Annotated in this window: 32 protein-coding genes; 24 read left to right on the forward strand and 8 right to left on the reverse strand. The window is 72.1% G+C overall.

Annotation, left to right across the window (positions count from 1 at the left end):
- The first annotated feature begins 71 nt into the window (after nt 1-71).
- The 3 genes from tuf (at nt 72) to trmB (ending at nt 2,559) form a co-directional block, all read left to right on the forward strand.
- Nucleotides 72-1,265 (forward strand): elongation factor Tu, encoded by a 1,194-nt coding sequence (gene tuf / locus JT721_RS14190; protein ID WP_205473896.1) that lies wholly within the window; start codon nt 72-74, stop codon nt 1,263-1,265.
- 140 nt (nt 1,266-1,405) lie between these two features.
- Nucleotides 1,406-1,834, forward strand: coding sequence for a hypothetical protein (locus tag JT721_RS14195; RefSeq protein ID WP_205473897.1), 429 nt, complete (start codon nt 1,406-1,408; stop codon nt 1,832-1,834).
- The gene (gene trmB, locus JT721_RS14200) at nt 1,831-2,559 is read left to right on the forward strand and encodes a tRNA (guanosine(46)-N7)-methyltransferase TrmB (RefSeq protein ID WP_205473898.1); all 729 of its coding nucleotides are present in this window, start codon (nt 1,831-1,833) and stop codon (nt 2,557-2,559) included. The genes JT721_RS14195 and trmB overlap by 4 nt, the downstream gene beginning before the upstream one ends.
- A 93-nt stretch (nt 2,560-2,652) precedes the next feature.
- On the opposite strand, the gene JT721_RS14205 is transcribed toward trmB, so the two are convergent.
- Entirely contained in the window at nt 2,653-3,459 is an 807-nt protein-coding gene (locus tag JT721_RS14205) for an RDD family protein (protein ID WP_205473899.1), read from the reverse strand.
- Between the two features lie 55 nt (nt 3,460-3,514).
- Between JT721_RS14205 and JT721_RS14210 the strand changes: the two genes are divergently transcribed.
- A complete protein-coding gene (locus tag JT721_RS14210) occupies nt 3,515-4,510 on the forward strand; it encodes a stage II sporulation protein M (protein ID WP_205473900.1) in 996 nt (331 codons plus the stop codon).
- A 40-nt stretch (nt 4,511-4,550) separates the two neighbouring features.
- On the opposite strand, the gene JT721_RS14215 is transcribed toward JT721_RS14210, so the two are convergent.
- The 7 genes from JT721_RS14215 to JT721_RS14245 form a co-directional block, all read right to left on the reverse strand.
- Complete coding sequence (locus JT721_RS14215) at nt 4,551-5,843, reverse strand: DUF58 domain-containing protein (protein WP_205473901.1); 1,293 nt, start codon at nt 5,841-5,843, stop codon at nt 4,551-4,553.
- 7 nt (nt 5,844-5,850) lie between these two features.
- Nucleotides 5,851-6,852 (reverse strand): MoxR family ATPase, encoded by a 1,002-nt coding sequence (locus JT721_RS14220; RefSeq protein ID WP_205473902.1) that lies wholly within the window; start codon nt 6,850-6,852, stop codon nt 5,851-5,853.
- Nucleotides 6,849-8,024, reverse strand: a complete 1,176-nt coding sequence (locus tag JT721_RS14225; RefSeq protein WP_205473903.1) for a DUF4350 domain-containing protein — start codon at nt 8,022-8,024, stop codon at nt 6,849-6,851. Before JT721_RS14225 ends, JT721_RS14220 begins: the two co-directional genes overlap by 4 nt.
- The gene (locus JT721_RS14230) at nt 8,021-8,668 is read right to left on the reverse strand and encodes a DUF4129 domain-containing protein (RefSeq protein WP_205473904.1); all 648 of its coding nucleotides are present in this window, start codon (nt 8,666-8,668) and stop codon (nt 8,021-8,023) included. The genes JT721_RS14225 and JT721_RS14230 overlap by 4 nt, the downstream gene beginning before the upstream one ends.
- A complete protein-coding gene (locus tag JT721_RS14235; RefSeq protein WP_205473905.1) occupies nt 8,665-9,621 on the reverse strand; it encodes a glycerophosphoryl diester phosphodiesterase membrane domain-containing protein in 957 nt (318 codons plus the stop codon). The genes JT721_RS14230 and JT721_RS14235 overlap by 4 nt, the downstream gene beginning before the upstream one ends.
- A gap of 306 nt (nt 9,622-9,927) precedes the next feature.
- Nucleotides 9,928-10,419, reverse strand: coding sequence for a carboxymuconolactone decarboxylase family protein (locus JT721_RS14240; protein ID WP_205473906.1), 492 nt, complete (start codon nt 10,417-10,419; stop codon nt 9,928-9,930).
- Nucleotides 10,416-11,543 (reverse strand): dihydrodipicolinate reductase, encoded by a 1,128-nt coding sequence (locus JT721_RS14245; RefSeq protein ID WP_205473907.1) that lies wholly within the window; start codon nt 11,541-11,543, stop codon nt 10,416-10,418. The genes JT721_RS14240 and JT721_RS14245 overlap by 4 nt, the downstream gene beginning before the upstream one ends.
- A gap of 410 nt (nt 11,544-11,953) precedes the next feature.
- Here JT721_RS14245 and rpsJ point away from each other — a divergent pair, with 410 nt between their 5' ends.
- The 20 genes from rpsJ (at nt 11,954) to rpmD (ending at nt 21,427) form a co-directional block, all read left to right on the forward strand.
- Nucleotides 11,954-12,262: a 30S ribosomal protein S10 gene (gene rpsJ / locus JT721_RS14250; protein WP_139977667.1), complete on the forward strand. Its 309-nt coding sequence runs from the start codon at nt 11,954-11,956 to the stop codon at nt 12,260-12,262.
- A gap of 10 nt (nt 12,263-12,272) precedes the next feature.
- The gene (rplC, locus tag JT721_RS14255) at nt 12,273-12,932 is read left to right on the forward strand and encodes a 50S ribosomal protein L3 (protein WP_205473908.1); all 660 of its coding nucleotides are present in this window, start codon (nt 12,273-12,275) and stop codon (nt 12,930-12,932) included.
- A gap of 2 nt (nt 12,933-12,934) precedes the next feature.
- Nucleotides 12,935-13,879 (forward strand): 50S ribosomal protein L4, encoded by a 945-nt coding sequence (gene rplD, locus JT721_RS14260; RefSeq protein ID WP_205473909.1) that lies wholly within the window; start codon nt 12,935-12,937, stop codon nt 13,877-13,879.
- Nucleotides 13,876-14,181, forward strand: a complete 306-nt coding sequence (rplW, locus tag JT721_RS14265; protein WP_205473910.1) for a 50S ribosomal protein L23 — start codon at nt 13,876-13,878, stop codon at nt 14,179-14,181. The genes rplD and rplW overlap by 4 nt, the downstream gene beginning before the upstream one ends.
- A gap of 23 nt (nt 14,182-14,204) precedes the next feature.
- Nucleotides 14,205-15,041 (forward strand): 50S ribosomal protein L2, encoded by an 837-nt coding sequence (gene rplB / locus JT721_RS14270; protein ID WP_205473911.1) that lies wholly within the window; start codon nt 14,205-14,207, stop codon nt 15,039-15,041.
- Between the two features lie 5 nt (nt 15,042-15,046).
- Complete coding sequence (rpsS, locus tag JT721_RS14275; RefSeq protein ID WP_056599671.1) at nt 15,047-15,328, forward strand: 30S ribosomal protein S19; 282 nt, start codon at nt 15,047-15,049, stop codon at nt 15,326-15,328.
- On the forward strand, nt 15,325-15,765 hold the full coding sequence (gene rplV / locus JT721_RS14280) for a 50S ribosomal protein L22 (protein WP_205473912.1): 441 nt from the start codon (nt 15,325-15,327) through the stop codon (nt 15,763-15,765). The genes rpsS and rplV overlap by 4 nt, the downstream gene beginning before the upstream one ends.
- On the forward strand, nt 15,765-16,619 hold the full coding sequence (rpsC, locus tag JT721_RS14285) for a 30S ribosomal protein S3 (protein ID WP_205473913.1): 855 nt from the start codon (nt 15,765-15,767) through the stop codon (nt 16,617-16,619). Before rplV ends, rpsC begins: the two co-directional genes overlap by 1 nt.
- A 3-nt stretch (nt 16,620-16,622) precedes the next feature.
- Nucleotides 16,623-17,042 carry a 50S ribosomal protein L16 gene (gene rplP, locus JT721_RS14290; RefSeq protein ID WP_205473914.1) on the forward strand — a complete coding sequence of 140 codons (420 nt, stop codon included), beginning with the start codon at nt 16,623-16,625 and terminating at the stop codon, nt 17,040-17,042.
- Nucleotides 17,042-17,293: a 50S ribosomal protein L29 gene (rpmC, locus tag JT721_RS14295; RefSeq protein WP_205473915.1), complete on the forward strand. Its 252-nt coding sequence runs from the start codon at nt 17,042-17,044 to the stop codon at nt 17,291-17,293. The genes rplP and rpmC overlap by 1 nt, the downstream gene beginning before the upstream one ends.
- Entirely contained in the window at nt 17,290-17,568 is a 279-nt protein-coding gene (rpsQ, locus tag JT721_RS14300; RefSeq protein ID WP_205473916.1) for a 30S ribosomal protein S17, read from the forward strand. Before rpmC ends, rpsQ begins: the two co-directional genes overlap by 4 nt.
- Before the next feature lie 90 nt (nt 17,569-17,658).
- A complete protein-coding gene (gene rplN / locus JT721_RS14305; protein ID WP_205473917.1) occupies nt 17,659-18,027 on the forward strand; it encodes a 50S ribosomal protein L14 in 369 nt (122 codons plus the stop codon).
- A gap of 26 nt (nt 18,028-18,053) precedes the next feature.
- Nucleotides 18,054-18,404 (forward strand): 50S ribosomal protein L24, encoded by a 351-nt coding sequence (rplX, locus tag JT721_RS14310; RefSeq protein WP_205474011.1) that lies wholly within the window; start codon nt 18,054-18,056, stop codon nt 18,402-18,404.
- A complete protein-coding gene (gene rplE / locus JT721_RS14315; RefSeq protein ID WP_205473918.1) occupies nt 18,404-18,973 on the forward strand; it encodes a 50S ribosomal protein L5 in 570 nt (189 codons plus the stop codon). Before rplX ends, rplE begins: the two co-directional genes overlap by 1 nt.
- Nucleotide 18,974: 1 nt before the next feature.
- The gene (locus tag JT721_RS14320; RefSeq protein ID WP_090849746.1) at nt 18,975-19,160 is read left to right on the forward strand and encodes a type Z 30S ribosomal protein S14; all 186 of its coding nucleotides are present in this window, start codon (nt 18,975-18,977) and stop codon (nt 19,158-19,160) included.
- 77 nt (nt 19,161-19,237) lie between these two features.
- Complete coding sequence (gene rpsH / locus JT721_RS14325) at nt 19,238-19,645, forward strand: 30S ribosomal protein S8 (RefSeq protein WP_205473919.1); 408 nt, start codon at nt 19,238-19,240, stop codon at nt 19,643-19,645.
- Between the two features lie 28 nt (nt 19,646-19,673).
- Nucleotides 19,674-20,213 carry a 50S ribosomal protein L6 gene (gene rplF / locus JT721_RS14330; RefSeq protein ID WP_205473920.1) on the forward strand — a complete coding sequence of 180 codons (540 nt, stop codon included), beginning with the start codon at nt 19,674-19,676 and terminating at the stop codon, nt 20,211-20,213.
- 2 nt (nt 20,214-20,215) lie between these two features.
- Nucleotides 20,216-20,599, forward strand: a complete 384-nt coding sequence (gene rplR, locus JT721_RS14335) for a 50S ribosomal protein L18 (protein ID WP_205473921.1) — start codon at nt 20,216-20,218, stop codon at nt 20,597-20,599.
- Nucleotides 20,600-20,630: 31 nt separating this feature from the next.
- The gene (gene rpsE, locus JT721_RS14340; protein WP_205473922.1) at nt 20,631-21,245 is read left to right on the forward strand and encodes a 30S ribosomal protein S5; all 615 of its coding nucleotides are present in this window, start codon (nt 20,631-20,633) and stop codon (nt 21,243-21,245) included.
- The gene (gene rpmD / locus JT721_RS14345; RefSeq protein ID WP_205473923.1) at nt 21,245-21,427 is read left to right on the forward strand and encodes a 50S ribosomal protein L30; all 183 of its coding nucleotides are present in this window, start codon (nt 21,245-21,247) and stop codon (nt 21,425-21,427) included. The genes rpsE and rpmD overlap by 1 nt, the downstream gene beginning before the upstream one ends.

Consider the following 21,427-nt stretch of genomic DNA (forward strand, 5'->3'; position numbering starts at 1 on the left):
GTCCGGAACCTTCGGCAGCACCACCCAGCCAGTACGAGTCAGCAACACACAACACCCAGGAGGAGCCCACCGTGGCTAAGGCGAAGTTCGAGCGGACCAAGCCGCACGTCAACATCGGAACCATCGGTCACATCGACCACGGCAAGACGACGCTGACCGCAGCGATCACCAAGGTTCTGCACGACAAGCACCCTGACCTCAACGAAGCGTCGGCCTTCGACGAGATCGACAAGGCTCCCGAGGAGCGTCAGCGCGGCATCACGATCTCGATCGCGCACGTCGAGTACCAGACCGAGTCGCGGCACTACGCGCACGTCGACTGCCCCGGTCACGCCGACTACATCAAGAACATGATCACCGGCGCGGCCCAGATGGACGGCGCGATCCTCGTGGTCGCCGCCACCGACGGCCCGATGCCGCAGACCAAGGAGCACGTGCTGCTCGCCCGTCAGGTCGGCGTGCCGGCCCTGGTCGTGGCGCTCAACAAGTGCGACATGGTCGACGACGAGGAGCTCATCGAGCTCGTCGAGATGGAGGTGCGCGAGCTCCTCAACGAGTACGAGTTCCCGGGCGACGACATCCCGGTCGTGCGCGTGGCGGCCTTCCCGGCGCTGCAGGGCGACGCCAAGTGGGGCGACTCGATCGCCGAGCTGATGGCGGCCGTCGACGAGTCGATCCCGACCCCCGAGCGCGAGACGGACAAGCCGTTCCTCATGCCCGTCGAGGACGTCTTCACCATCACCGGTCGCGGCACGGTCATCACCGGCCGCATCGAGCGGGGCATCGTGAAGGTCAACGAGGAGGTCGAGATCGTCGGCATCCGCGAGGGCTCGCAGAAGACCACCGTCACCGGTGTCGAGATGTTCCGCAAGCTGCTCGACGAGGGCCAGGCGGGCGAGAACGTCGGTCTGCTCCTCCGTGGCACCAAGCGCGAGGACGTCGAGCGCGGCATGGTCGTCGTCAAGCCGGGCACCACGACCCCGCACACCAACTTCGAGGCCTCGGTCTACATCCTCTCGAAGGAGGAGGGCGGCCGCCACACGCCGTTCTTCAACAACTACCGTCCGCAGTTCTACTTCCGGACCACGGACGTGACGGGCGTCGTGACCCTGCCCGAGGGCACCGAGATGGTCATGCCGGGTGACAACACCGAGATGTCGGTCGAGCTCATCCAGCCCATCGCGATGGACGAGGGCCTGAAGTTCGCGATCCGCGAGGGTGGCCGCACCGTCGGCGCCGGCCGGGTCACCAAGATCACCAAGTGATCGACTGATCCCAGCTCCACCGAGGGGCCCCCAGCCACTGGCTGGGGGCCCTTCGTCATGCCCGGGCCGTGGCCGGGTCGGGATCCGTGGCCGGGGGTGGTGGCCGTCCGGGACGGACCCGTCGTGGGAGGATGCGGGCCATGAGCGAGACCCCCCAGAACCCGTCGGGCGACCAGCCGCCGCAGGGCGAGCCGCAGCAGCCCTACGGCGCGCCGCAGCAGCCCTACGGCCAGCCGCAGTACAGCCAGCCGCCGTACGGGCAGCCGCAGGCCAACCAGTACGGCCAGCCGCAGTACGCCGCCGCGCCGGACCACCCGCAGGCGACCACCGTGCTGGTCCTGGGCATCCTGGGGCTCGTGCTCTGCCAGGTGCTGGCGCCGTTCGCCTGGGTGATGGGCAACCGGGTGGTCAGGGAGATCGACGCCAGCGGCGGGGCCTACGCCGGCCGCGGCTCGGCCAACGCCGGCCGGATCTGCGGCATCGTCGGCACCGTGCTGATCGGCGTGACGGTGCTGATCTTCGCGTTCGTGCTCGTCGTCGCGATCGGCACCAGCACCGCCCTCACGTGACCGACGGAGTCCCACCCGCCCGGCCGCACCACAAGCTGACCGCCGACGGCCGGCGGGTGCGCGAGGTCCTGTCCTACTCCCGCCGCGGCAACCGGTTCACGCCCAACCAGGCGGCCGCCTGGGCGGCGCACCACGAGGCGTGGGTGATCCCGGACGAGGCGGTCGACCGGCCCGGGTTCCGCTTCGAGACCTGGTTCGGCCGCGAGGCGCCGTTGGTCGTCGAGATCGGCTCGGGCGTCGGCGAGGCGACCGCCGTGCTCGCGGCGGCCCGGCCCGAGGCCAACGTGCTGGCCCTGGAGGTCTGGCGCCCCGGGGTCGCCGACACGCTCTGGCGGGCGGCCGAGGCGGGCGCCGACAACGTGCGCCTGTGCGGCGTCGACGCGGTCTGGTCGCTGGAGCACCTGCTCGGGCCGGGCTCGGTCGCCGAGCTGTGGACCTTCTTCCCCGACCCGTGGCACAAGACCCGGCACCACAAGCGCCGGCTGGTCGACGCGCCGTTCGCCCGGCTCGCGGCCTCGCGCCTCGCCCCCGGCGCCGCCTGGCGGCTCGCCACCGACTGGGCCGACTACGCCGAGCAGATGCGCACCGTCCTCGACGCCGAGCCGGCCCTCGAGGGCGGCGAGGTGGAGCGCTGGGCCGAGCGCCCGGTGACCAAGTTCGAGCGCAAGGGCCTCGAGGCCGGCCGCACCATCACCGACCTCCTCTACCGCCGCCTCCCCGGCTGACTCCCACCCCGCCGAGCCGTCGTTACTCGGCACGAGTAACGACGCCCCCGCCCCGCGGGGTTAACGCGCCCCGTTAACCGCCGGCTCGGCGCCTCAGGAGCGGGTCAGCCGGCGGCGAAGGTCGTCCTCGCGGCGCAGCCGGGCCAGGTCGCGCTCGCGGCGGCTGGCCACCACCGCGGCGAGGAACATCTCCGGCGGGGTGCCGGGCGGCGGCGGGGGAGCGACGTGCTCGGCGACCTCGACGGCGAGCCGGTGGCCCACCTCGGTGCGGGCGCGGGGGTCGAGGGTGGGCAGCCGGGTGATGTACTGGCGCACCGCGAGCGCGAGGCCGGTGGGCAGGCTGGCCATGTCGGCGGCGGCGGCCCAGGCGGCGAGCGGCGGCGGCATCTGCGGGGGCGGCTGCAGCTGGAGCCGCACCCGCTCGCGCACGACGTAGGTGCCGGCGGCGTAGTCGCCCAGCCGCTTGCCGCGGTGGCTGAGCATGATCGAGAAGAACGCCGGCACGCCGGTCAGCGCGTAGATCTCGACGAAGCCGACCAGCGCCCGCACGAACGCATGCTGCACGGTGATCGGCCCGGCGTCGTCGCGCACGGTGCGCAGCCCCATCGCGAGCTTGCCGAGCGACTTGCCGCGGGTCAGCGTCTCGAGCGTGGTGGGGAAGACGAGGAAGACCGTGATCATGGCGCCCACCAGCGCCACGTGCAGGAGCGCGCCGTCGGTGCGGATCGCCGCGGTGAGGTAGACGAACAGCACCGCGAACAGCAGCACCAGGGTGGCGACGCCGTCGATCAGCCCCGAGACCAGCCGGCTGCCGAGCCCGGCGGGGGGCAGGTCGAGCGCCACCGCCTCGCCGGTGACGAGGTCGTCGGCGGTGAGGGTGGCGTACTCGGGGGTCGACATCGCCGCCAGTCTAGGGACGACGCCCGGCGGCGGGGGACGACCGTAGGGTGGGCGCGTGGACCTCGACGCCTACGTGCTCACGCACGCCCACGAGTGGCAGCGGCTCGAGGAGCTCGTGGGTCGGGGCCGGCTGACCGGGCCGGAGAGCGACGAGCTGGTCGAGCGCTACCAGCAGGTCGCCACCCACCTGTCGGTGGTGCGCACCTCCGCCCCCGACCCCTCGTTGGTGGCCCACCTGTCGTCCCTGCTCGCCCGGGCGCGCAACAAGGCGGTCGGCACCCGGGTGCCGGCCTGGCGGGGGGTGCAGCGCTTCCTCACCCACCGCTTCCCGGCGGCCCTCTACCGGCTGCGCTGGTGGTGGCTCGGCTGCCTGGCCCTCAACGTGCTGGTGACCGCGGTGATGATCTGGTGGCTCCTCGAGCACCCCGTCGCCGAGCAGTCGCTGCTCTCACCGGGCGAGGTCGACGCGCTGGTCGACCACGAGTTCGAGGACTACTACAGCGAGTACGCCGCCAGCCACTTCGCCGCGCAGGTCTGGATCAACAACGCCTGGGTCTCCGCGCTCTGCCTGGCGCTCGGCATCCTCGGGCTGCCGCTGGTGTACCTGCTCTTCAACAACATCGCCAACCTCGCGATCATCGGCTCGATCATGATCCGCCACGACCACGGCGGCCACTTCTTCGGGCTGCTGCTGCCCCACGGGCTGCTCGAGCTCACCGCGGTGTTCGTCGCCGGCGGCGTGGGCGCCCGGCTGTTCTGGTCGTGGATCGAGCCTGGCTCGCTCACCCGGAGCCAGTCGATCGCCCGCGAGGGCCGCACCGCCGGCACGGTCGCGCTCGGCCTGGTGCTGGTGCTCTTCGTGAGCGGGGTGATCGAGGCGTTCGTGACGCCGTCGGGCCTGCCGACCTGGGCCCGGCTGGCGATCGGGGTGCTCGCCGAGCTGGTGTTCCTCGCCTACGTGTTCGTGCTCGGCCGGCAGGCGGTCGCCGAAGGCGAGACCGGCGACGTCGACGAGCGGTGGCTCGAGGACCGGCTCGCCACCCAGGAGTGAGCGCCCGACCGAGCTGAGCAGCCCGGTCAGAGCAGCCAGGTCAGAGCAGCCCGGAGGCCTTGAGCACCAGGTAGTGGTCGGCCAGCGCCGGCGGCAGCGCCTCGGCGTCGGCGTCGACCACGTCGACGCCCAGTGCCCGCAGCAGGTCGGCCGTACGACGGCGCCGCAGCGCCGCCTGCTCGGCCGCCGCGGCGTCGTAGACCTCGTCGACCGTGCCGCGGGTCGCCGCCAGCTGGTCGAGGGCGGGGTCGCGCACGGACGCGAGCACCACCCGGTGGTGGCGGGTGAGCGTGGTGAGCACCGGCAGCAGTCCCTCCTCGACCGCCGACGGCTCCAGCGGGGTGAGCAGCACCACCAGCGCGCGCTGCCGCCCGAACTCGGTGACCGCACCGGCCAGCGCCCGCCAGTCGGCCTCGGCGATCACCGGCTCGAGGTCGGCCATCGTGTCCTGGAGCCGGGCGGCGACGTCGCGGGCGCCGGCGGCGCGCAGCCGGGCCCGGACCCGGCGGTCGCCGGCGACGAAGTCGACCCGGTCGCCCGCCCGCGCGGCGAGGGCGGCCAGCAGCAGCGCAGCGTCCATCGCCGAGTCGAGCCGCGGCACGTCCTCGACCCGGCCGGCCGAGGTGCGCGAGGTGTCGAGCACCAGCACCACCCGCCGGTCGCGCTCGGGCTGCCAGGTGCGGACGACGACCGTGCGGTTGCGGGCGCTGGCCCGCCAGTCGATCGAGCGGACGTCGTCGCCGCGCACGTACTCGCGCAGCGAGTCGAACTCGGTGCCCTGCCCCCGCACCCGCACGGCGGAGCGGCCGTCGAGCTCGCGCAGCCGGGCCAGCCGGCTCGGCAGGTGCTTGCGCGACTCGAACGGCGGCAGCGAGCGCACCGAGCCGGGCACCTCCAGCGTGCGCTGCCGCGAGGCCAGCCCGAGCGGGCCGTGCAGCCGCACGGTGACGCCGAGCGCGCGCAGGTCGCCGCGGCGCCGTGGCACCAGCGGCGTACGCAGCCGGGCCCGGGCGCCGGGCGCGAGCCGCAGGCGGTGCCGGTTCTGCCGGGCCCCCGCCGAGGGCTGCCAGGCGTCGCGCAGCACGCCGCGCACCCGGCGGCCGCCGGGGTTGCGCACCCGCAGGTCGGAGAGCGCCGGGTAGCCCATCCGCACGGCGCCGACCGGCTCGCGGTGCACCTCGAGCCGCTGGGGACGCGGCGCCGCCAGCCAGTCGGCGACCACCATCGCGGCGACCACCAGCAGCCACAGCCCGAGGGTCGACGAGCTCGGCCGCAGCACCAGCGGCACCAGGCCCACCAGGAGCAGCAGCGGAACGCGCCACGAGACGACCATCAGCAGGTCACCGGGGCACCGGCACCGAGCCGAGCGCCGAGGCCAGCACCTGCGCGACGTCGACGCCCTCGAGCTCGGCCTCGGGGCGCAGCCCGAGCCGGTGCACGAGCGTGGCGTGGGCGAGCGCCTTGACGTCGTCGGGGGTGACGAAGTCGCGCCCGGTCAGCCACGCCCACGCGCGGGCGGCACGCAGCAGGGCGGTGGCGCCGCGCGGGCTGACGCCGAGACTCAGCGACGGCGACTCGCGGGTTGCTCGGGCGATGTCGACGACGTAGCCGGTGACCTCGGGGGAGACCTGCACGGTCCGCACCGCGGCCTGGCCGGCGACGATGTCCGCCGGGCCGGCCACCGCGGTGACCCCCGCGGCGGCCACGTCGCGCGGGTCGAACCCCTCGGCGTGGCGGCGCAGGATCTCCAGCTCGGCGGGCCGGTCGGGGATCGGCAGCACCACCTTCAGCAGGAACCGGTCGAGCTGGGCCTCGGGCAGCGGGTAGGTGCCCTCGTACTCCACGGGGTTCTGCGTCGCGGCCACGAGGAACGGCGCGGGCAGGCGCCGCGAGACGCCGTCGACGGAGACCTGGCCCTCCTCCATCGCCTCCAGCAGCGCCGACTGGGTCTTGGGCGGCGTGCGGTTGATCTCGTCGGCGAGCAGCAGGTTGGTGAAGACCGGACCCTCGCGGAAGGCGAGCTCGCCCTGCTGGTTGTCGATCACCATCGAGCCGGTGATGTCGCCGGGCATCAGGTCGGGGGTGAACTGCACCCGCCGGGTGTCGACCGCCAGCGCCCCGGCGAGGGTGCGCACCAGCAGCGTCTTGGCGGTGCCGGGCACCCCCTCCATGAGCACGTGGCCGCCGCACAGCAGGGCGACGAGCAGCCCGGACACCGCGGCGTCCTGGCCGACCACGGCCTTGCCGACCTCGGCGCGCACCGCCGTCAGCCGCTCCCGGGCGTCGCCGCTGCTGGGTCCCGCGGCGGGGGTCCCGGCTCCGGGGTGGGTGGGGGAGTTCATGGTCGGCGTACCTCTTTCTCGAGCTCGGCCAGGTCGGTGGCCAGGGTGATCAGGTCGCGGTCGGTGGCGGGCGTGGACGCGGTGTCGCCGAGCAGCCGGCGCACCGCCTCGAGGTCGCGGCCGGTGTGGCGGGCGGCGGCGTCGGCCACCTCGTCCGGCCCCGCGGCGGAGCCCAGCCGCAGCGCCTCGGCGCAGCGGGCGCGGGCGGCGGCCCGCAGCGCCGACGCGGCGTGGCCGCGGTCGCCGGCGCGGCGGTAGAGCCGGCCCCGGCTGCGCGTGGTCTCGACCGCGCGGACGACGACCGGCAGCGGCTCGGAGGCCAGCGGGCCCAGCCGGCGCCCGCGCCACAGCACCAGCGCGACGAGCACCGCCAGCCCGAGCCACAGGCCGGGCCGCACCCAGCGCGGGAGCAGGCTGCCGAGGCTGACGCCGTCGCCGGCCAGCAGGTCCTCGAAGGTGGGGACGTACCAGACCAGCCGCTCGTGCTGGCCCAGCAGCCGCAGCGCCACCGCGGCGTTGTCGGCGCGCAGCACCTGGTCGTTGGTCAGCGCCTCCTCGGCGCCGAAGAGCGTGGTCCGGCCGGAGCGGACCAGCAGGGCGCGGGGGCCGGAGGTGAAGCAGCCGTCGCCGGGGTAGGCGTAGGCGCGCTCGACCTCCACCCGCAGCCCGCCGAGGCCCGCCACGTCGCACCCGGCGGCCAGCGGGTCGGTGACCGGCACCCGGTCCGGCGAGGCGACGTCGGCCACCAGTTCGCTGGTCATCGGCCCAGCACCGGCGACCACGAGCCGGGCCCGCCGGGTGGCGTCGCGGAGCCGCTCGACCGTGCTGTCGCCGAGGTTCTCGGGCCCGACCACGAGCACCGTGGTGTCCGGGCCGAGGCCGGACCGGTCGTCGGCCAGGTCATCGAGCTCGTCGGCCGAGCGGGCGACCGTCACGTCGACGCCCTGGTCCTCCAGCACCCGGGCCAGGGCCTGCCCACCGGTGGGGCCGGGGTTGTCGGGGTCGAGGGGGGTGCCGGTGCGCGGGCCGCCGCCGACGAGCGCGGCGAGCACCAGCGCGAGCAGCAGGGAGCCCCCCACCACGAGGGCGGACCGGTGCCGGCGCAGGGGCCCGCCGGCGCCCCCGGCCGCCGGGGCCGCGGGGGAGGCGGGTACGGCGGTCGTGGCGGTCACCGCACCCCCGCCAGCTCGGCGTCGAGCGCCAGCACCCGGGTCGCCTGCTCGGAGGTGGCCGGGCGGTCGCCGTAGAGCACGCCGTCGAAGAGCAGCGCCGCGGCGAGCACCGCGTCGGCGCGGCCCGGGTGGTCGTCGCCGAGCAGGGCGGCCACCTCGTGGGCGGTCGCGCCGGGCACGTCGGGGAGCACGCCGAGCTCGACCTGCGCCACCACCAGGGCCCGGAAGCCCTCGACGACCGCGTCCTCGTGACGGCCCTCGGCGAGTGCGGTGCGGGCGCGCTCGCGCAGCTCGTCGGCGGTGACCCGCTCCTCGGCCAGCACCGCGCCCTCGCCACCGGGGGCCCGGGTGGTGCGTCGGGCCCGCGAGACCAGGAACGCCAGCCCGGAGACCAGCGCGACCAGCACCAGCATCCAGGCCAGCGTCGAGAGGGCGGAGGTGTCGGACGCCGCCCGGAGCCCGCGGTCGAACTGGCGGGAGAACCAGTCGACGACCCGCTGGACCAGGTTGGTCTCGTGGTACTCGGGCCGCAGCAGCTCGCGGCGCAGCAGCGACCGGCCGTCGTCGCCCGAGGGCGCGAGCGGTGGGCCGTCGGCGCGCACCAGCGGCCCGGCGGCGAGGTGGACGAGCCGGTCGGTGCTCACCCGGCGAGCCCCGCCTGGCGCATCAGCTCGACGTCGTAGGCCTCCTTGCGCATCCGTTGGTCGAGGTACTGCAGCGAGGTCACCGCGCCGGTGAACGGCGTGACGAAGGCGGCGGTCACCACCATGGTCAGCGACTGGACGACGACCAGCGTGAGCAGCGAGTACTGCTCGGGCACGAACGCGTCGGCGACCACGCCGAGGATGCCGAGCGGCAGGCCGAGCACCTGCCCGGCGATGCTGACCAGCAGCAGCGTCAGCAGCGCGACGCCGAGGATCCGCCAGAACTGGCGGTGGCTGAGCCGGGCGGCCCGGCCGAGCGAGGCGAACACCCCGAGCCGCTCGACCATCAGTGCCGGCGTGGAGAGCAGCGCCACCCGGACCCAGAAGAACAGCAGCGCGAACAGCACGGCCGGCACGCTGACCAGCCCCCAGACCACCAGGACGGCGACGTTCTCGCCGAGGGCGAGCAGCACCCAGACGACGACGTAGACGGCCAGGCCGAGGACCACCAGCGCCAGCTGGAGCACCGCGAGGCCGATCAGCCGCCAGCGGCCGCCGCGGGTGGAGGCCCAGGCCTCGCCGAGCGACATCCGGCGACCCAGCGCGGCCGCGTGGGTGACCTGGGCGAGCATGCCGGTCACCAGCACGGTGCCGACCATCTGCAGGAGCGCGCCGATGCCGAGCGAGCCCATCGAGCCCACGATCGCGAGCGCGTCGCCCTCCGAGAGCGGGTCGGTGCTCTCGCCGTAGAAGTCGTAGGAGGCGTCGACGGTCCAGGTCAGCACCGCGGTCACCAGCAGCGGCAGCACCATCGCCACCGCGCTCACCAGCACGGCCGCGCCCACGGTGGCGCGGGGGTTGAACCGGATGATGCGGAAGGCGCCGTCGTACATGTCGCCCAGCGAGAGCGGGCGCAGCGCGATCGCACCCGGCTTGTGGGCCGCACCCAGCATGCCGGGCGGTGGGGCCCAGCCCCCCGCCGGCGGCGGGGGAGGGTACGCCGCGGGGGCGGCCCACCCGGGCGGGGGCGCCGGCTGGTGCGTGGGTGGGGCCACGTGGCCGGGCGGCGGGTAGGCCGGGGGGCCGGGCGGAGGCGGCTGGCTCCCGGGGGGCGGGAAGGCCCCTCCTCCAGGGTCGGACATCCTCGTCCCTTCGACCGACACGACCGGGCGGGTCCCGGCGCCGCCCATCCTGTCAGGTCCGGCGGAGCGGCACCGAGGGTCGCCGAGGTGTCCGGCGCGCCGGGTTCGGCGAGGGGCTCAGCGCCGGCTGAGGTGGGAGGGCAGCACGCAGGCGGTGTCGAGGCCGAGCACCCGGTTGAGCCGGCCGAACGCGATCCACGAGCCCAGGCACATCGACAGCTCGACGATCTCGCGGTCGGAGTAGTGGGTCTTCATCCGGGTCCAGAACCCGTCGTCGAGGCCGTGGTGGTCGAGCGCGTAGCGCTCGGCGTACTCGGCGGCCAGCCGGGTGCGCTCGTCGAAGGCCTGGGTGGTGCGCCAGCCCTTGACCGCGTCGTCGAAGCCGTCCTCGACCTTGACGCCGTCGCGCTCGGTGCGCCAGTCCTGGCAGAACAGGCACCCGTTGAGCTGCGCGATCCGCAGCCGGGCCGCCTCGAACTCGCGCAGCCCCAGCGTGGTGTGCTCGTAGACGCTCTGGGCGAACGCCGCGGCCGCCGGGCCGATGCCGGGGACCATCGAGCCCCAGACGTGGACGATGGGGTCGGCGCCCTCGGGGATGTCGATGATCATGCGCTGGTCCTTCCGATGCGGCCCACGGGGGGAGAGAGGGGTACGTCGAGCCCGTCGTAGAGGCCCGGCTCCGCGGCGAGCAGCCACGGGACGGCGTTGACCAGCCGGTTGGCGGCGGTGGCGTTGCCCCCGGCGGCGCGGTTGCCGCCCTCGTCGGTGGCCTCCACGTTGACCACGATCCGGGGCCGGCCCTCGATCACGACCTGGTGGGCGCCGGCGCCGCCGTCGGGCGGCGTGGGCCAGTCGGGCGCCACGTCGGGGGCGATCCGGGTCACGTGCTCGACGACGATCACCGGCTCGCCGTCCACCACGCCCTGCACCTCGAAGCGCAGGGCACCCTGGGTGCCTGCCTCGAAGAGCCCCATCGCGTTGGTGACGTCGTGCTCCAGCGGACGACGCTCCAGCGTCTCGCGCACCTCGTCGAGCTCGACGCCGAGCGCGCGGGCCACCAGCCGCACCTGCCCGCCCCACACCATCGACGGGACGCCGGGCAGCACCATCGGGGGGTCGTAGTCCATGGGGTGCCCCATGCCGACCAGGTCGCGCACCGAGCCGGGGGCGTCGTAGGTGGAGTAGTCGAACACCTCCAGGCAGCGCACCTGCTCGACGGTGCCGGCCAGCGAGCCGACCAGCACCGGCAGCAGGTCGTTGCCCCAGCCGGGGTCGATGCCGCTGACGAAGAGAGAGGCGCCGCCCGCACGGGCGGCGTCGAGCAGCGGGTCGCGCAGCGCGGTGGGCGCGCTGCGCGGGTCGTAGAGCGCGTAGACCGAGGGGGTCACCACGCTCGCCCCGGCGCGCAGGCACCGCTCCAGGTCGCGCACGGCGTCGTCGGGCCGCACGTCGCCGGACGCCGTGTAGGCGACCGCACCGCCAGCGGCCAGCGCGAGGGCGGCGTCGACGTCGGTGGTCGCCGCGACCCCGAGCGGCGCGTCGAGACCGGCGAGGTCGGCAGCGTCGCGGCCCGCCTTGGCGGGGTCGTGCACCAGCACGCCGGCCAGGCGCAGCCCGGGGTGCGCGGCGACCGCGCGGATCGCGGCGCGACCCATGTTGCCGGTGCCCCAGACGACCACCGGCGCCGGCGGGCCGCCCCCGGCAGCAAAATAGAACGTGTTCTCGTTTTGCATGGTGAGAGACCCTAGCCCACGGGGCGGGGAGGCGTCATCCGCCGGATTTGGCGCGTGCGCCGATCTCTGCCAAACTGTTCCGGTTGCTTCGGCGGGACTGCCGAGGTGCACCACATCTTGACTACTGAATCGCGTCTCCTGGTCCGAGCTCCTCGGACCGAGTCCTCGGTGGTCGGCGTGTGCGCTGCACCGTACTCCTCCGTCAGGGGGAGAGGGAGACCCGATCGGCCCGACGAACCGTCGGGCGCCACCCAACAAAGAGCAGGATCCAGGTCCTGTGTCGCGCACGGAAGTCAGCGCGACACGCCCGACCGCGGGGGTCGCTCGAGGGGGGTCAGCAGCAGGGCGGGACCGACTCAGCCGGAGGACGTCCCCGACACGCGGTACGACGAGAAGGACGAGAGAGACCTATGGCGGGACAGAAGATCCGCATCAGGCTCAAGGCCTATGACCACGAGGTGATCGACACCTCGGCACGCAAGATCGTGGACACCGTCACCCGCACGGGTGCTCGCGTCGCCGGCCCCGTGCCGCTGCCGACCGAGAAGAACGTGTACTGCGTCATCCGCTCGCCCCACAAGTACAAGGACTCGCGCGAGCACTTCGAGATGCGCACCCACAAGCGACTCATCGACATCATCGACCCGACGCCGAAGACCGTCGACTCGCTCATGCGGCTCGACCTGCCGGCCGGTGTCGACATCGAGATCAAGCTCTGAGGTTGACGAGATGACCATCGAACGCAACGTGAAGGGCCTGCTGGGCACCAAGCTCGGCATGACCCAGCTCTGGGACGAGAACAACCGCATCGTCCCCGTGACCGTCGTCGCCGCCGGCACCAACGTGGTCACCCAGGTCCGCAAGCCCGAGGTCGACGGCTACAACGCCATCCAGGTCGGGTTCGGCGAGATCGACGGCCGGAAGGTGAACAAGCCGCGCGCCGGCCAGTTCAGCAAGGCCGAGGTCACCCCGCGCCGCCACCTGGCCGAGATCCGCACCGCCGACGCGGCGTCGTACACCGTGGGCCAGGAGCTCGCCGTCGACACCTTCGCCGCCGGCGAGGAGATCGACGTGACCGGCACCAGCAAGGGCAAGGGCTTCGCCGGTGTCATGAAGCGCCACGGCTTCGCCGGCGTGTCCGCCTCCCACGGTGCCCACCGCAACCACCGCAAGCCCGGTTCGATCGGCGCCTGCGCCACGCCGGGCCGCGTGTTCAAGGGCGTCCGCATGGCGGGCCGGATGGGCACGGACACCGTGACCACCCAGAACCTCACCGTGCACGCCGTCGACGCCGAGAAGGGCCTGATCCTCGTGAAGGGCGCCATCCCCGGCCCCCGCGGCGGTCTCGTGGTCCTGCGCTCGGCCGCCAAGAAGACTCAGGAGGCCTGAGCATGGCTGCCCAGTCCAGTGTCAAGACCGTCGCCGTCGACCTCCCCGCGGAGATCTTCGACGCGAAGGTGAACGTGCCGCTGATCCACCAGGTCGTGGTGGCCCAGCAGGCCGCCGCCCGCCAGGGCACGCACGCCACCAAGACCCGCGGCGAGGTCCGCGGCGGTGGCCGCAAGCCCTACAAGCAGAAGGGCACCGGCCGGGCCCGCCAGGGCTCGACCCGCGCGCCGCAGTTCGCCGGTGGTGGCGTCGTCCACGGCCCGCAGCCGCGCAGCTACGACCAGCGGACCCCCAAGAAGATGAAGGCCGCCGCCCTCCGCGGTGCCCTCAGCGACCGGGCCCGCAACGAGCGCATCCACGTGGTCGAGAGCTTCGGGCTCGGCGACACCCCGTCCACCCGGACGGCGCTCGCCGGCCTCGCCTCGCTGAGCGACCGCAAGCGGTTCCTCGTCGTCCTCGAGCGCACCGACACCGTCACCTGGCTCTCGCTGCGCAACGCGCCGCAGGTGCACATCGTGGCCGTCGACCAGCTCAACACCTACGACGTGCTGGCCGCCGACGACGTGGTCTTCACCCAGGGTGCCTACGACGCGTTCGTGAGCGGCTCGGCCAAGGCCTCCGCCCGCCCGGCCACCGTCACCACGGCCCCGGCCGACGACGCGGTCGCCGAGCCCACGGCGTTCGCCGCCGAGGCTCCCGCCGCCGAGCCGGCCACCGAGACCGCCGAGGTCGAGGAGAAGCCGCTGCCGAAGGGCGCCAAGGCGCCGCTGAAGAGCGGCAAGAACCCCAAGGGCTACGAGATCAAGGGCAACGCCGACTCGGGTCTCTACCACGAGCCCGACGGCCAGTGGTACGACGCCACGGTCGCGGAGTTCTGGTTCAAGTCCGCCGAGGACGCCGAGGCCGCTGGCTTCACGCGCGCCGGTGAGAAGGAGGACGACAAGTGAGCACCCTGCACAAGGACCACCGCGACATCCTGATCGCGCCGGTGGTGTCGGAGAAGAGCTACGGCCTCCTCGACGCCAACAAGTACACCTTCCTGGTGCACCCGGAGGCGAACAAGACCGAGATCAAGATCGCGGTCGAGAAGGTGTTCAACGTCAAGGTCACCTCCGTCAACACGCTCAACCGCCAGGGCAAGACGCGCCGCACGCGCAACGGCCTGGGCAAGCGCAAGGACACCAAGCGCGCGATCGTCAGCCTCGCCGAGGGCCACCGCATCGACATCTTCGGGGGCCCGGTCTCCTGACCGGTCTCTGAGAGGGAACAGACATGGCTATCCGCAAGTACAAGCCGACCACCCCGGGCCGTCGTGGCTCCTCGGTGGCCGACTTCGTCGAGATCACCCGGACCACCCCGGAGAAGTCGCTGACGCGTCCGCTGCCCAAGAAGGGCGGCCGCAACAACCAGGGCCGGATCACCACCCGGCACCAGGGTGGCGGTCACAAGCGGGCCTACCGCGTCATCGACTTCCGTCGCTACGACAAGGACGGGGTGCCGGCCAAGGTCGCTCACATCGAGTACGACCCCAACCGCACCGCGCGCATCGCGCTCCTGCACTACGTCGACGGCGAGAAGCGCTACATCATCGCGCCGAAGGACCTGACGCAGGGGACGCCGGTCGAGTCGGGCCCCAACGCCGACATCAAGCCGGGCAACAACCTGCCGCTGCGCAACATCCCCGTCGGCACGACGATCCACTGCGTCGAGCTGCGGCCCGGCGGCGGTGCCAAGATCGCCCGGTCCGCCGGCAACAGCGCCCAGCTGGTCGCCCGCGAGGGCTCCCGCGCGACGCTGCGCATGCCCTCGGGCGAGATGCGCTTCGTCGACGTGCGCTGCCGCGCCACCGTCGGTGAGGTCGGCAACGCCGAGCAGTCCAACATCAACTGGGGCAAGGCCGGCCGGATGCGCTGGAAGGGCAAGCGCCCGACCGTCCGCGGTGTCGTCATGAACCCGGTCGACCACCCGCACGGTGGTGGTGAGGGCAAGACGTCCGGTGGTCGCCACCCGGTCTCGCCCTGGGGCAAGCCCGAGGGTCGCACCCGCAAGCGCAAGGCGAGCGACTCCCAGATCATCCGTCGTCGCAAGTCCGGCAAGGGTAGGAAGTAACTGAGATGCCTCGCAGCCTGAAGAAGGGCCCCTTCATCGACGACCACCTCCAGAAGAAGGTGGACGCCGAGAACGAGAAGGGCAGCCACAACGTCATCAAGACGTGGTCGCGCCGCTCGATGATCGTGCCGGACATGATCGGTCACACGATCGCCGTGCACGACGGCCGCAAGCACGTCCCCGTGTTCGTCACCGACTCGATGGTCGGTCACAAGCTGGGCGAGTTCGCCCCGACCCGCACCTACCGCGGGCACGTCAAGGAAGACCGGAAGGGACGCCGTCGATGAGCACCACCGAGCGCCAGCGCATCAGCGCCCGCCGTGAGTCGCTGCTCGGCGAGGAGCCGGGCGCGTTCGCGAGCGCGCGCTTCACGCGGATCACGCCGCTGAAGGCCCGCCGGGTCGTCGACCTGGTCCGCGGCCTGCCCGTGGACGAGGCTCTCTCGCTCCTGCAGTTCGCCCCGCAGGCGGCGTCCGAGACCGTCTACAAGGTCCTCGAGAGCGCCGTCGCCAACGCCGAGACCACCGAGGGCCTCGACCGCAACGACCTGGTCGTGTCGGTCGCCATGGTCGACGAGGGTCCGACGATGAAGCGGTGGCGTCCGCGCGCCCAGGGCCGCGCCACGCGGATCAACAAGCGCACGAGCCACATCACCCTGGTCGTCCAGCCCGCAGCCGTCGCGGCCGCGAAGAAGGCGACCCGGAAGAACGGAAAGAGTGCCTGATGGGCCAGAAGATCAACCCGAACGGCTTCCGCCTCGGCATCAGCACGGACCACAAGTCCCGCTGGTACGCCGACAAGCTGTACAAGTCCTACGTCGGCGAGGACGTCGCGATCCGCAAGCTGCTCTCCAAGGGCATGGAGCGGGCCGGCATCGCCAAGGTGGAGATCGAGCGCACCCGTGACCGCGTGCGCGTCGACATTCACACCGCCCGTCCGGGCATCGTCATCGGTCGCCGTGGCGCCGAGGCCGACCGGATCCGCGGCGAGCTGGAGAAGCTCACCGGCAAGCAGGTCCAGCTGAACATCCTCGAGGTCAAGAACCCCGAGGTCGACGCCCAGCTGGTCGCCCAGGGCGTCGCCGAGCAGCTCTCCGGCCGCGTGCAGTTCCGCCGGGCGATGCGCAAGGCGATGCAGACCACGATGCGCTCCGGTGCCAAGGGCATCCGGATCCAGTGCTCGGGTCGCCTCAACGGTGCCGAGATGTCGCGCACCGAGTTCTACCGCGAGGGCCGCGTGCCCCTGCACACCCTGCGCGCCGACATCGACTACGGCTTCTACGAGGCCCGCACGACCTTCGGCCGGATCGGCGTGAAGGTCTGGATCTACAAGGGCGAGGTCGCCGGCACCCGTGCCGAGCGCCAGGCCCAGGCCGCCGCGCGCGCCGGCGTCCCCGGTCGCGGCGGTCGCCCCCAGCGTGGTGGCGAGCGCGGCGGCGAGCGGCCGAGCCGCGGCTCGCGCCCGACGCGTGCCGACCGCGGCGACCGCGCCGGCGACGGCGCCCCGGCCGTGACCGAGGCTCCGGCCGGCGGCGACACCGCCCAGGCCACCACCCCGGCAGAGACCCAGGAGGGCTGACCCATGCTGATGCCCCGTCGTGTCAAGCACCGCAAGCAGCACCACCCCAAGCGGACCGGTGCTGCCAAGGGAGGCACGAAGCTCGCCTTCGGCGACTTCGGCATCCAGGCGATCGAGGGTCACTACGTGACCAACCGGCAGATCGAGTCGGCGCGTATCGCCATGACCCGTCACATCAAGCGTGGCGGCAAGGTGTGGATCAACATCTACCCCGACCGCCCGCTGACCAAGAAGCCCGCCGAGACCCGCATGGGCTCCGGCAAGGGCTCGCCGGAGTGGTGGGTCGCGAACGTCAAGCCCGGTCGGGTGATGTTCGAGCTCTCCGGTGTGACCGAGGACGTCGCCCGCGAGGCCATGCGCCGGGCGATCCACAAGCTCCCGATGAAGTGCCGCTTCATCACCCGTGAGGCAGGTGAGTTCTGATGGCCAACGGCATCAAGGCGAACGAGCTCGACGAGCTGAACGAGGTCGACCTCGAGGCGCGGCTCCGCGAGGCCAAGGAGGAGCTGTTCAACCTGCGCTTCCAGGCCGCGACGGGTCAGCTCGAGAGCCACGGCCGGCTCCGCACGGTCAAGAAGGACATCGCCCGGATCTACACCGTGGTGCGCGAGCGCGAGCTCGGCATCCGGACCGCCCCGGGCGCGACGAACGAGGACGAGGATGGTGCCGCATGAGCGACGCGGCGGAGAAGACGAGCGAGCGCAACGCCCGCAAGGTCCGTGAGGGCCTGGTGGTCAGCGACAAGATGGACAAGACCGTGGTCGTGTCCGTCGAGGACCGCGTCAAGCACGCGCTCTACGGCAAGGTGCTGCGCCGCACGAGCAAGCTCAAGGCGCACGACGAGCAGAACGCCTGCGGCATCGGCGACCGGGTCCTCCTCATGGAGACCCGTCCGCTGTCGGCCACCAAGCGCTGGCGCGTCGTCGAGATCCTCGAGAAGGCCAAGTAAGCCCCACCCGGGTTCCGCCCGGACCAACCACAGTTCGACCAGGCTCACGGCCCGCGAGGCCCTGAGAACCGGCTCGACAAGGAGAAACTGATGATCCAGCAGGAGTCGCGACTCAAGGTCGCCGACAACACCGGTGCGAAGGAGATCCTCTGCATCCGCGTGCTCGGCGGCTCGGGTCGGCGCTACGCCGGCATCGGCGACGTCATCGTTGCCACCGTGAAGGACGCGATCCCCGGTGGCAACGTCAAGAAGGGTGACGTCGTCAAGGCCGTGGTCGTGCGCACCGTCAAGGAGCGTCGTCGTCCCGACGGCTCCTACATCCGCTTCGACGAGAACGCCGCCGTCATCCTCAAGGCCGACGGCGAGCCGCGAGGCACCCGCATCTTCGGCCCCGTGGGCCGCGAGCTGCGCGAGAAGAAGTTCATGAAGATCATCTCGCTGGCCCCGGAGGTCCTGTGACCATGACCGAGAAGTCGAAGCCCCACGTGGGCATCAAGAAGGGCGACACCGTCAAGGTGATCGCCGGCAAGGACAAGGGTGCCGAGGGCAAGGTGATCCAGGTGCTCCGCGAGGAGCAGCGGGTGATCGTCGAGGGCGTCAACCGGGTGAAGAAGCACACCAAGGTCGTCAACCAGGGCGGTCGCGCCGGCAACACCGGCGGCATCGTCACGGCCGAGGCCCCCATCCACGTCTCCAACGTGATGCTGGTCGAGGGTGACGGCGTCACCCGGATCGGCTACCGCCGCGAGGAGGTCACGAAGCGCCGCCCCGACGGGTCGACCTACAAGGCCCAGCGCAGCGTCCGCATCTCGCGCAAGACCGGCAAGGAAATCTGATGACCGAGACCCAGACCGCCACGGCGGCCCCGCGGCTCAAGACGCGCTACCGCGAGGAGATCATCCCCGCGCTGCGCTCGGAGTTCGAGATCGCCAACATCATGCAGGTGCCCGGCCTGACCAAGATCGTGGTCAACATGGGCGTCGGCGAGGCCGCGCGCGACTCGAAGCTGATCGAGGGCGCCGTCCGCGACCTGACCGCGATCACCGGCCAGAAGCCGCTGGTGACCAAGGCCCGCAAGTCCATCGCGCAGTTCAAGCTGCGCGAGGGCATGCCGATCGGTGCGCACACCACGCTGCGCGGCGACCGGATGTGGGAGTTCCTCGACCGGCTGCTGTCGCTCGCGCTGCCGCGCATCCGCGACTTCCGCGGCCTCTCGCCCAAGCAGTTCGACGGCAACGGCAACTACACCTTCGGTCTCACCGAGCAGGTGATGTTCCACGAGATCGACCAGGACAAGATCGACCGGTCGCGCGGCATGGACATCACGGTCGTCACGACGGCCACCAACGACGACCAGGGCCGGGCGCTCCTCAAGCACCTCGGCTTCCCGTTCAAGGAGAACTGAGATGGCGAAGACTGCGCTCAAGGTCAAGGCTGCCAAGAAGCCGAAGTTCGCGGTGCGGGGCTACACCCGCTGCCAGCGCTGCGGCCGCCCCAAGGCCGTCTACCGCAAGTTCGGCCTGTGCCGGATCTGCCTGCGCGAGATGGCGCACCGCGGCGAGCTGCCCGGCGTCACCAAGTCCTCCTGGTGACCACCAGGTTCCACGACCGCTGAAGGTCGCGTTCCCGCTGAGGGGCGCGAAACCGCAGAAGAGAGAGAACAACCGCAATGACGATGACTGACCCGATCGCAGACATGCTCACGCGTCTGCGCAACGCCAACCAGGCGTACCACGACGCGGTCACCATGCCGTACAGCAAGCTCAAGCAGGGCGTGGCCGAGATCCTCAAGGCCGAGGGCTACATCACGTCCTACGACGTGGCGGAGCCGGCCGAGGGCGAGGTCGGCAAGACGCTGACCATCACCCTCAAGTACGGCCGCAACCGCGAGCGCTCCATCGCCGGCGTGCGCCGCATCAGCAAGCCCGGCCTGCGGGTCTACGCCAAGCACACGGGTCTCCCGAAGGTGCTCGGCGGACTGGGGGTCGCGATCATCTCGACCAGCCAGGGCCTGCTCACCGACCGCCAGGCGAACCAGAAGGGCGTGGGTGGGGAAGTCCTCGCCTACGTCTGGTAGCCCGAGACCGAGATAGGAGAACAACAGCATGTCGCGCATTGGCAAGCTCCCCGTCGCGGTCCCGTCCGGTGTCGACGTGGCCATCGACGGCCCCGTGGTGACGGTGAAGGGCCCCAAGGGCACCCTGAGCCACACCGTGGCCGAGCCGATCGTCGTCGAGCAGGGTGAGGGCGTCCTCGACGTCAAGCGCCCCGACGACCACAGGATCAGCAAGTCGCTCCACGGCCTGACCCGCACCCTGGTCAACAACATGGTCGTCGGCGTCACCGAGGGCTACGAGAAGAAGCTCGAGATCGTGGGCGTCGGCTACCGCGTCCTGTCCAAGGGCCCGACCCAGCTGGAGTTCCAGCTGGGCTACTCCCACCCGATCATCTTCGACGCGCCGGAGGGCATCACCTTCACGGTCGACGGTCCCACCCGGCTCGGCGTCGTCGGCATCGACAAGCAGCTCGTCGGCGAGGTCGCCGCGAACATCCGGAAGCTGCGCAAGCCCGAGCCCTACAAGGGCAAGGGTGTGCGCTACTCCGGCGAGCACGTCCGCCGCAAGGTCGGAAAGGCTGGTAAGTGACCATGGCGATCTCACTGTCGAACAACAAGCACACCGCAGCGCGCACCAAGTCGCGCCTGCGCCGTCAGGTCCGGGGACGCAAGAAGGTCGCCGGCACCGCCGAGCGTCCGCGTCTCGTGGTCACCCGGTCGGCCAAGCACATCACCGTCCAGGTCGTCGACGACCTCGTCGGCAAGACCCTCGCGTACGCGTCGACCATGGAGGCCGACCTGCGTGCGGTCTCCGGCGACAAGACCGAGAAGGCCAAGAAGGTCGGCGAGCTCGTCGCCGAGCGGGCCAAGGCCGCTGGAGTCGAGGGCGTGGTCTTCGACCGCGCCGGCAACAAGTACCACGGCCGCATCGCGGCCCTTGCCGATGGCGCCCGCGAGGGCGGCCTGACGTTCTGAACGCAGACGCGAAGAGAGAAGAGGAAAAGTCATGAGCGGAGCCCAGCGCGGACAGCGCGGGGGTGGCGAGCGCCGAGGCCGCGACGACCGTCGCGGTGGCCAGGCCGCCGACAAGACCGCCTACATCGAGCGCGTCGTTGCGATCAACCGTGTGGCCAAGGTCGTGAAGGGTGGACGTCGCTTCAGCTTCACCGCCCTGGTCGTCGTCGGTGACGGTGACGGCCTGGTCGGCGTCGGCTACGGCAAGGCCAAGGAGGTGCCCGCGGCGATCGCCAAGGGTGTCGAGGAGGCGAAGAAGGCATTCTTCCGCGTCCCCCGCATCCAGGGCACCATCCCGCACCCGGTCCAGGGCGAGAAGGCCGCCGGCGTGGTCATGCTGCGCCCGGCCGCGCCCGGTACCGGTGTGATCGCGGGTGGCCCGGTGCGCGCCGTCCTCGAGTGCGCCGGCATCCACGACATCCTGAGCAAGTCGCTCGGGTCGTCCAACCAGATCAACATCGTGCACGCGACCGTCGAGGCGCTGCGCATGCTCGAGCAGCCCGAGGCCGTGGCCGCTCGGCGTGGCCTGACGGTGGAGGAGGTCGCTCCGGCGGCCCTGCTCCGGGCGCGTGCCGAGGGTGCGGCGGCTGCCGCGGAGGTGTCGTGATGGCGCAGCTCAAGGTCCAGCAGAAGAAGTCCTCGATCGGCTGCAAGGCCAACCAGCGCGAGACCCTGCGCTCGCTCGGCCTCAAGCGGATCGGCGACACCGTCGTCAAGGAGGACCGCCCGGAGATCCGGGGCATGGTCCAGACCGTCCGTCACCTCGTGACGGTCGAGGAGGTGGAGTGA

Origin of the sequence: Nocardioides sp. SYSU D00038, assembly GCF_016924665.1 — a bacterium.
In the GTDB taxonomy this organism is placed as follows: domain Bacteria; phylum Actinomycetota; class Actinomycetes; order Propionibacteriales; family Nocardioidaceae; genus Nocardioides.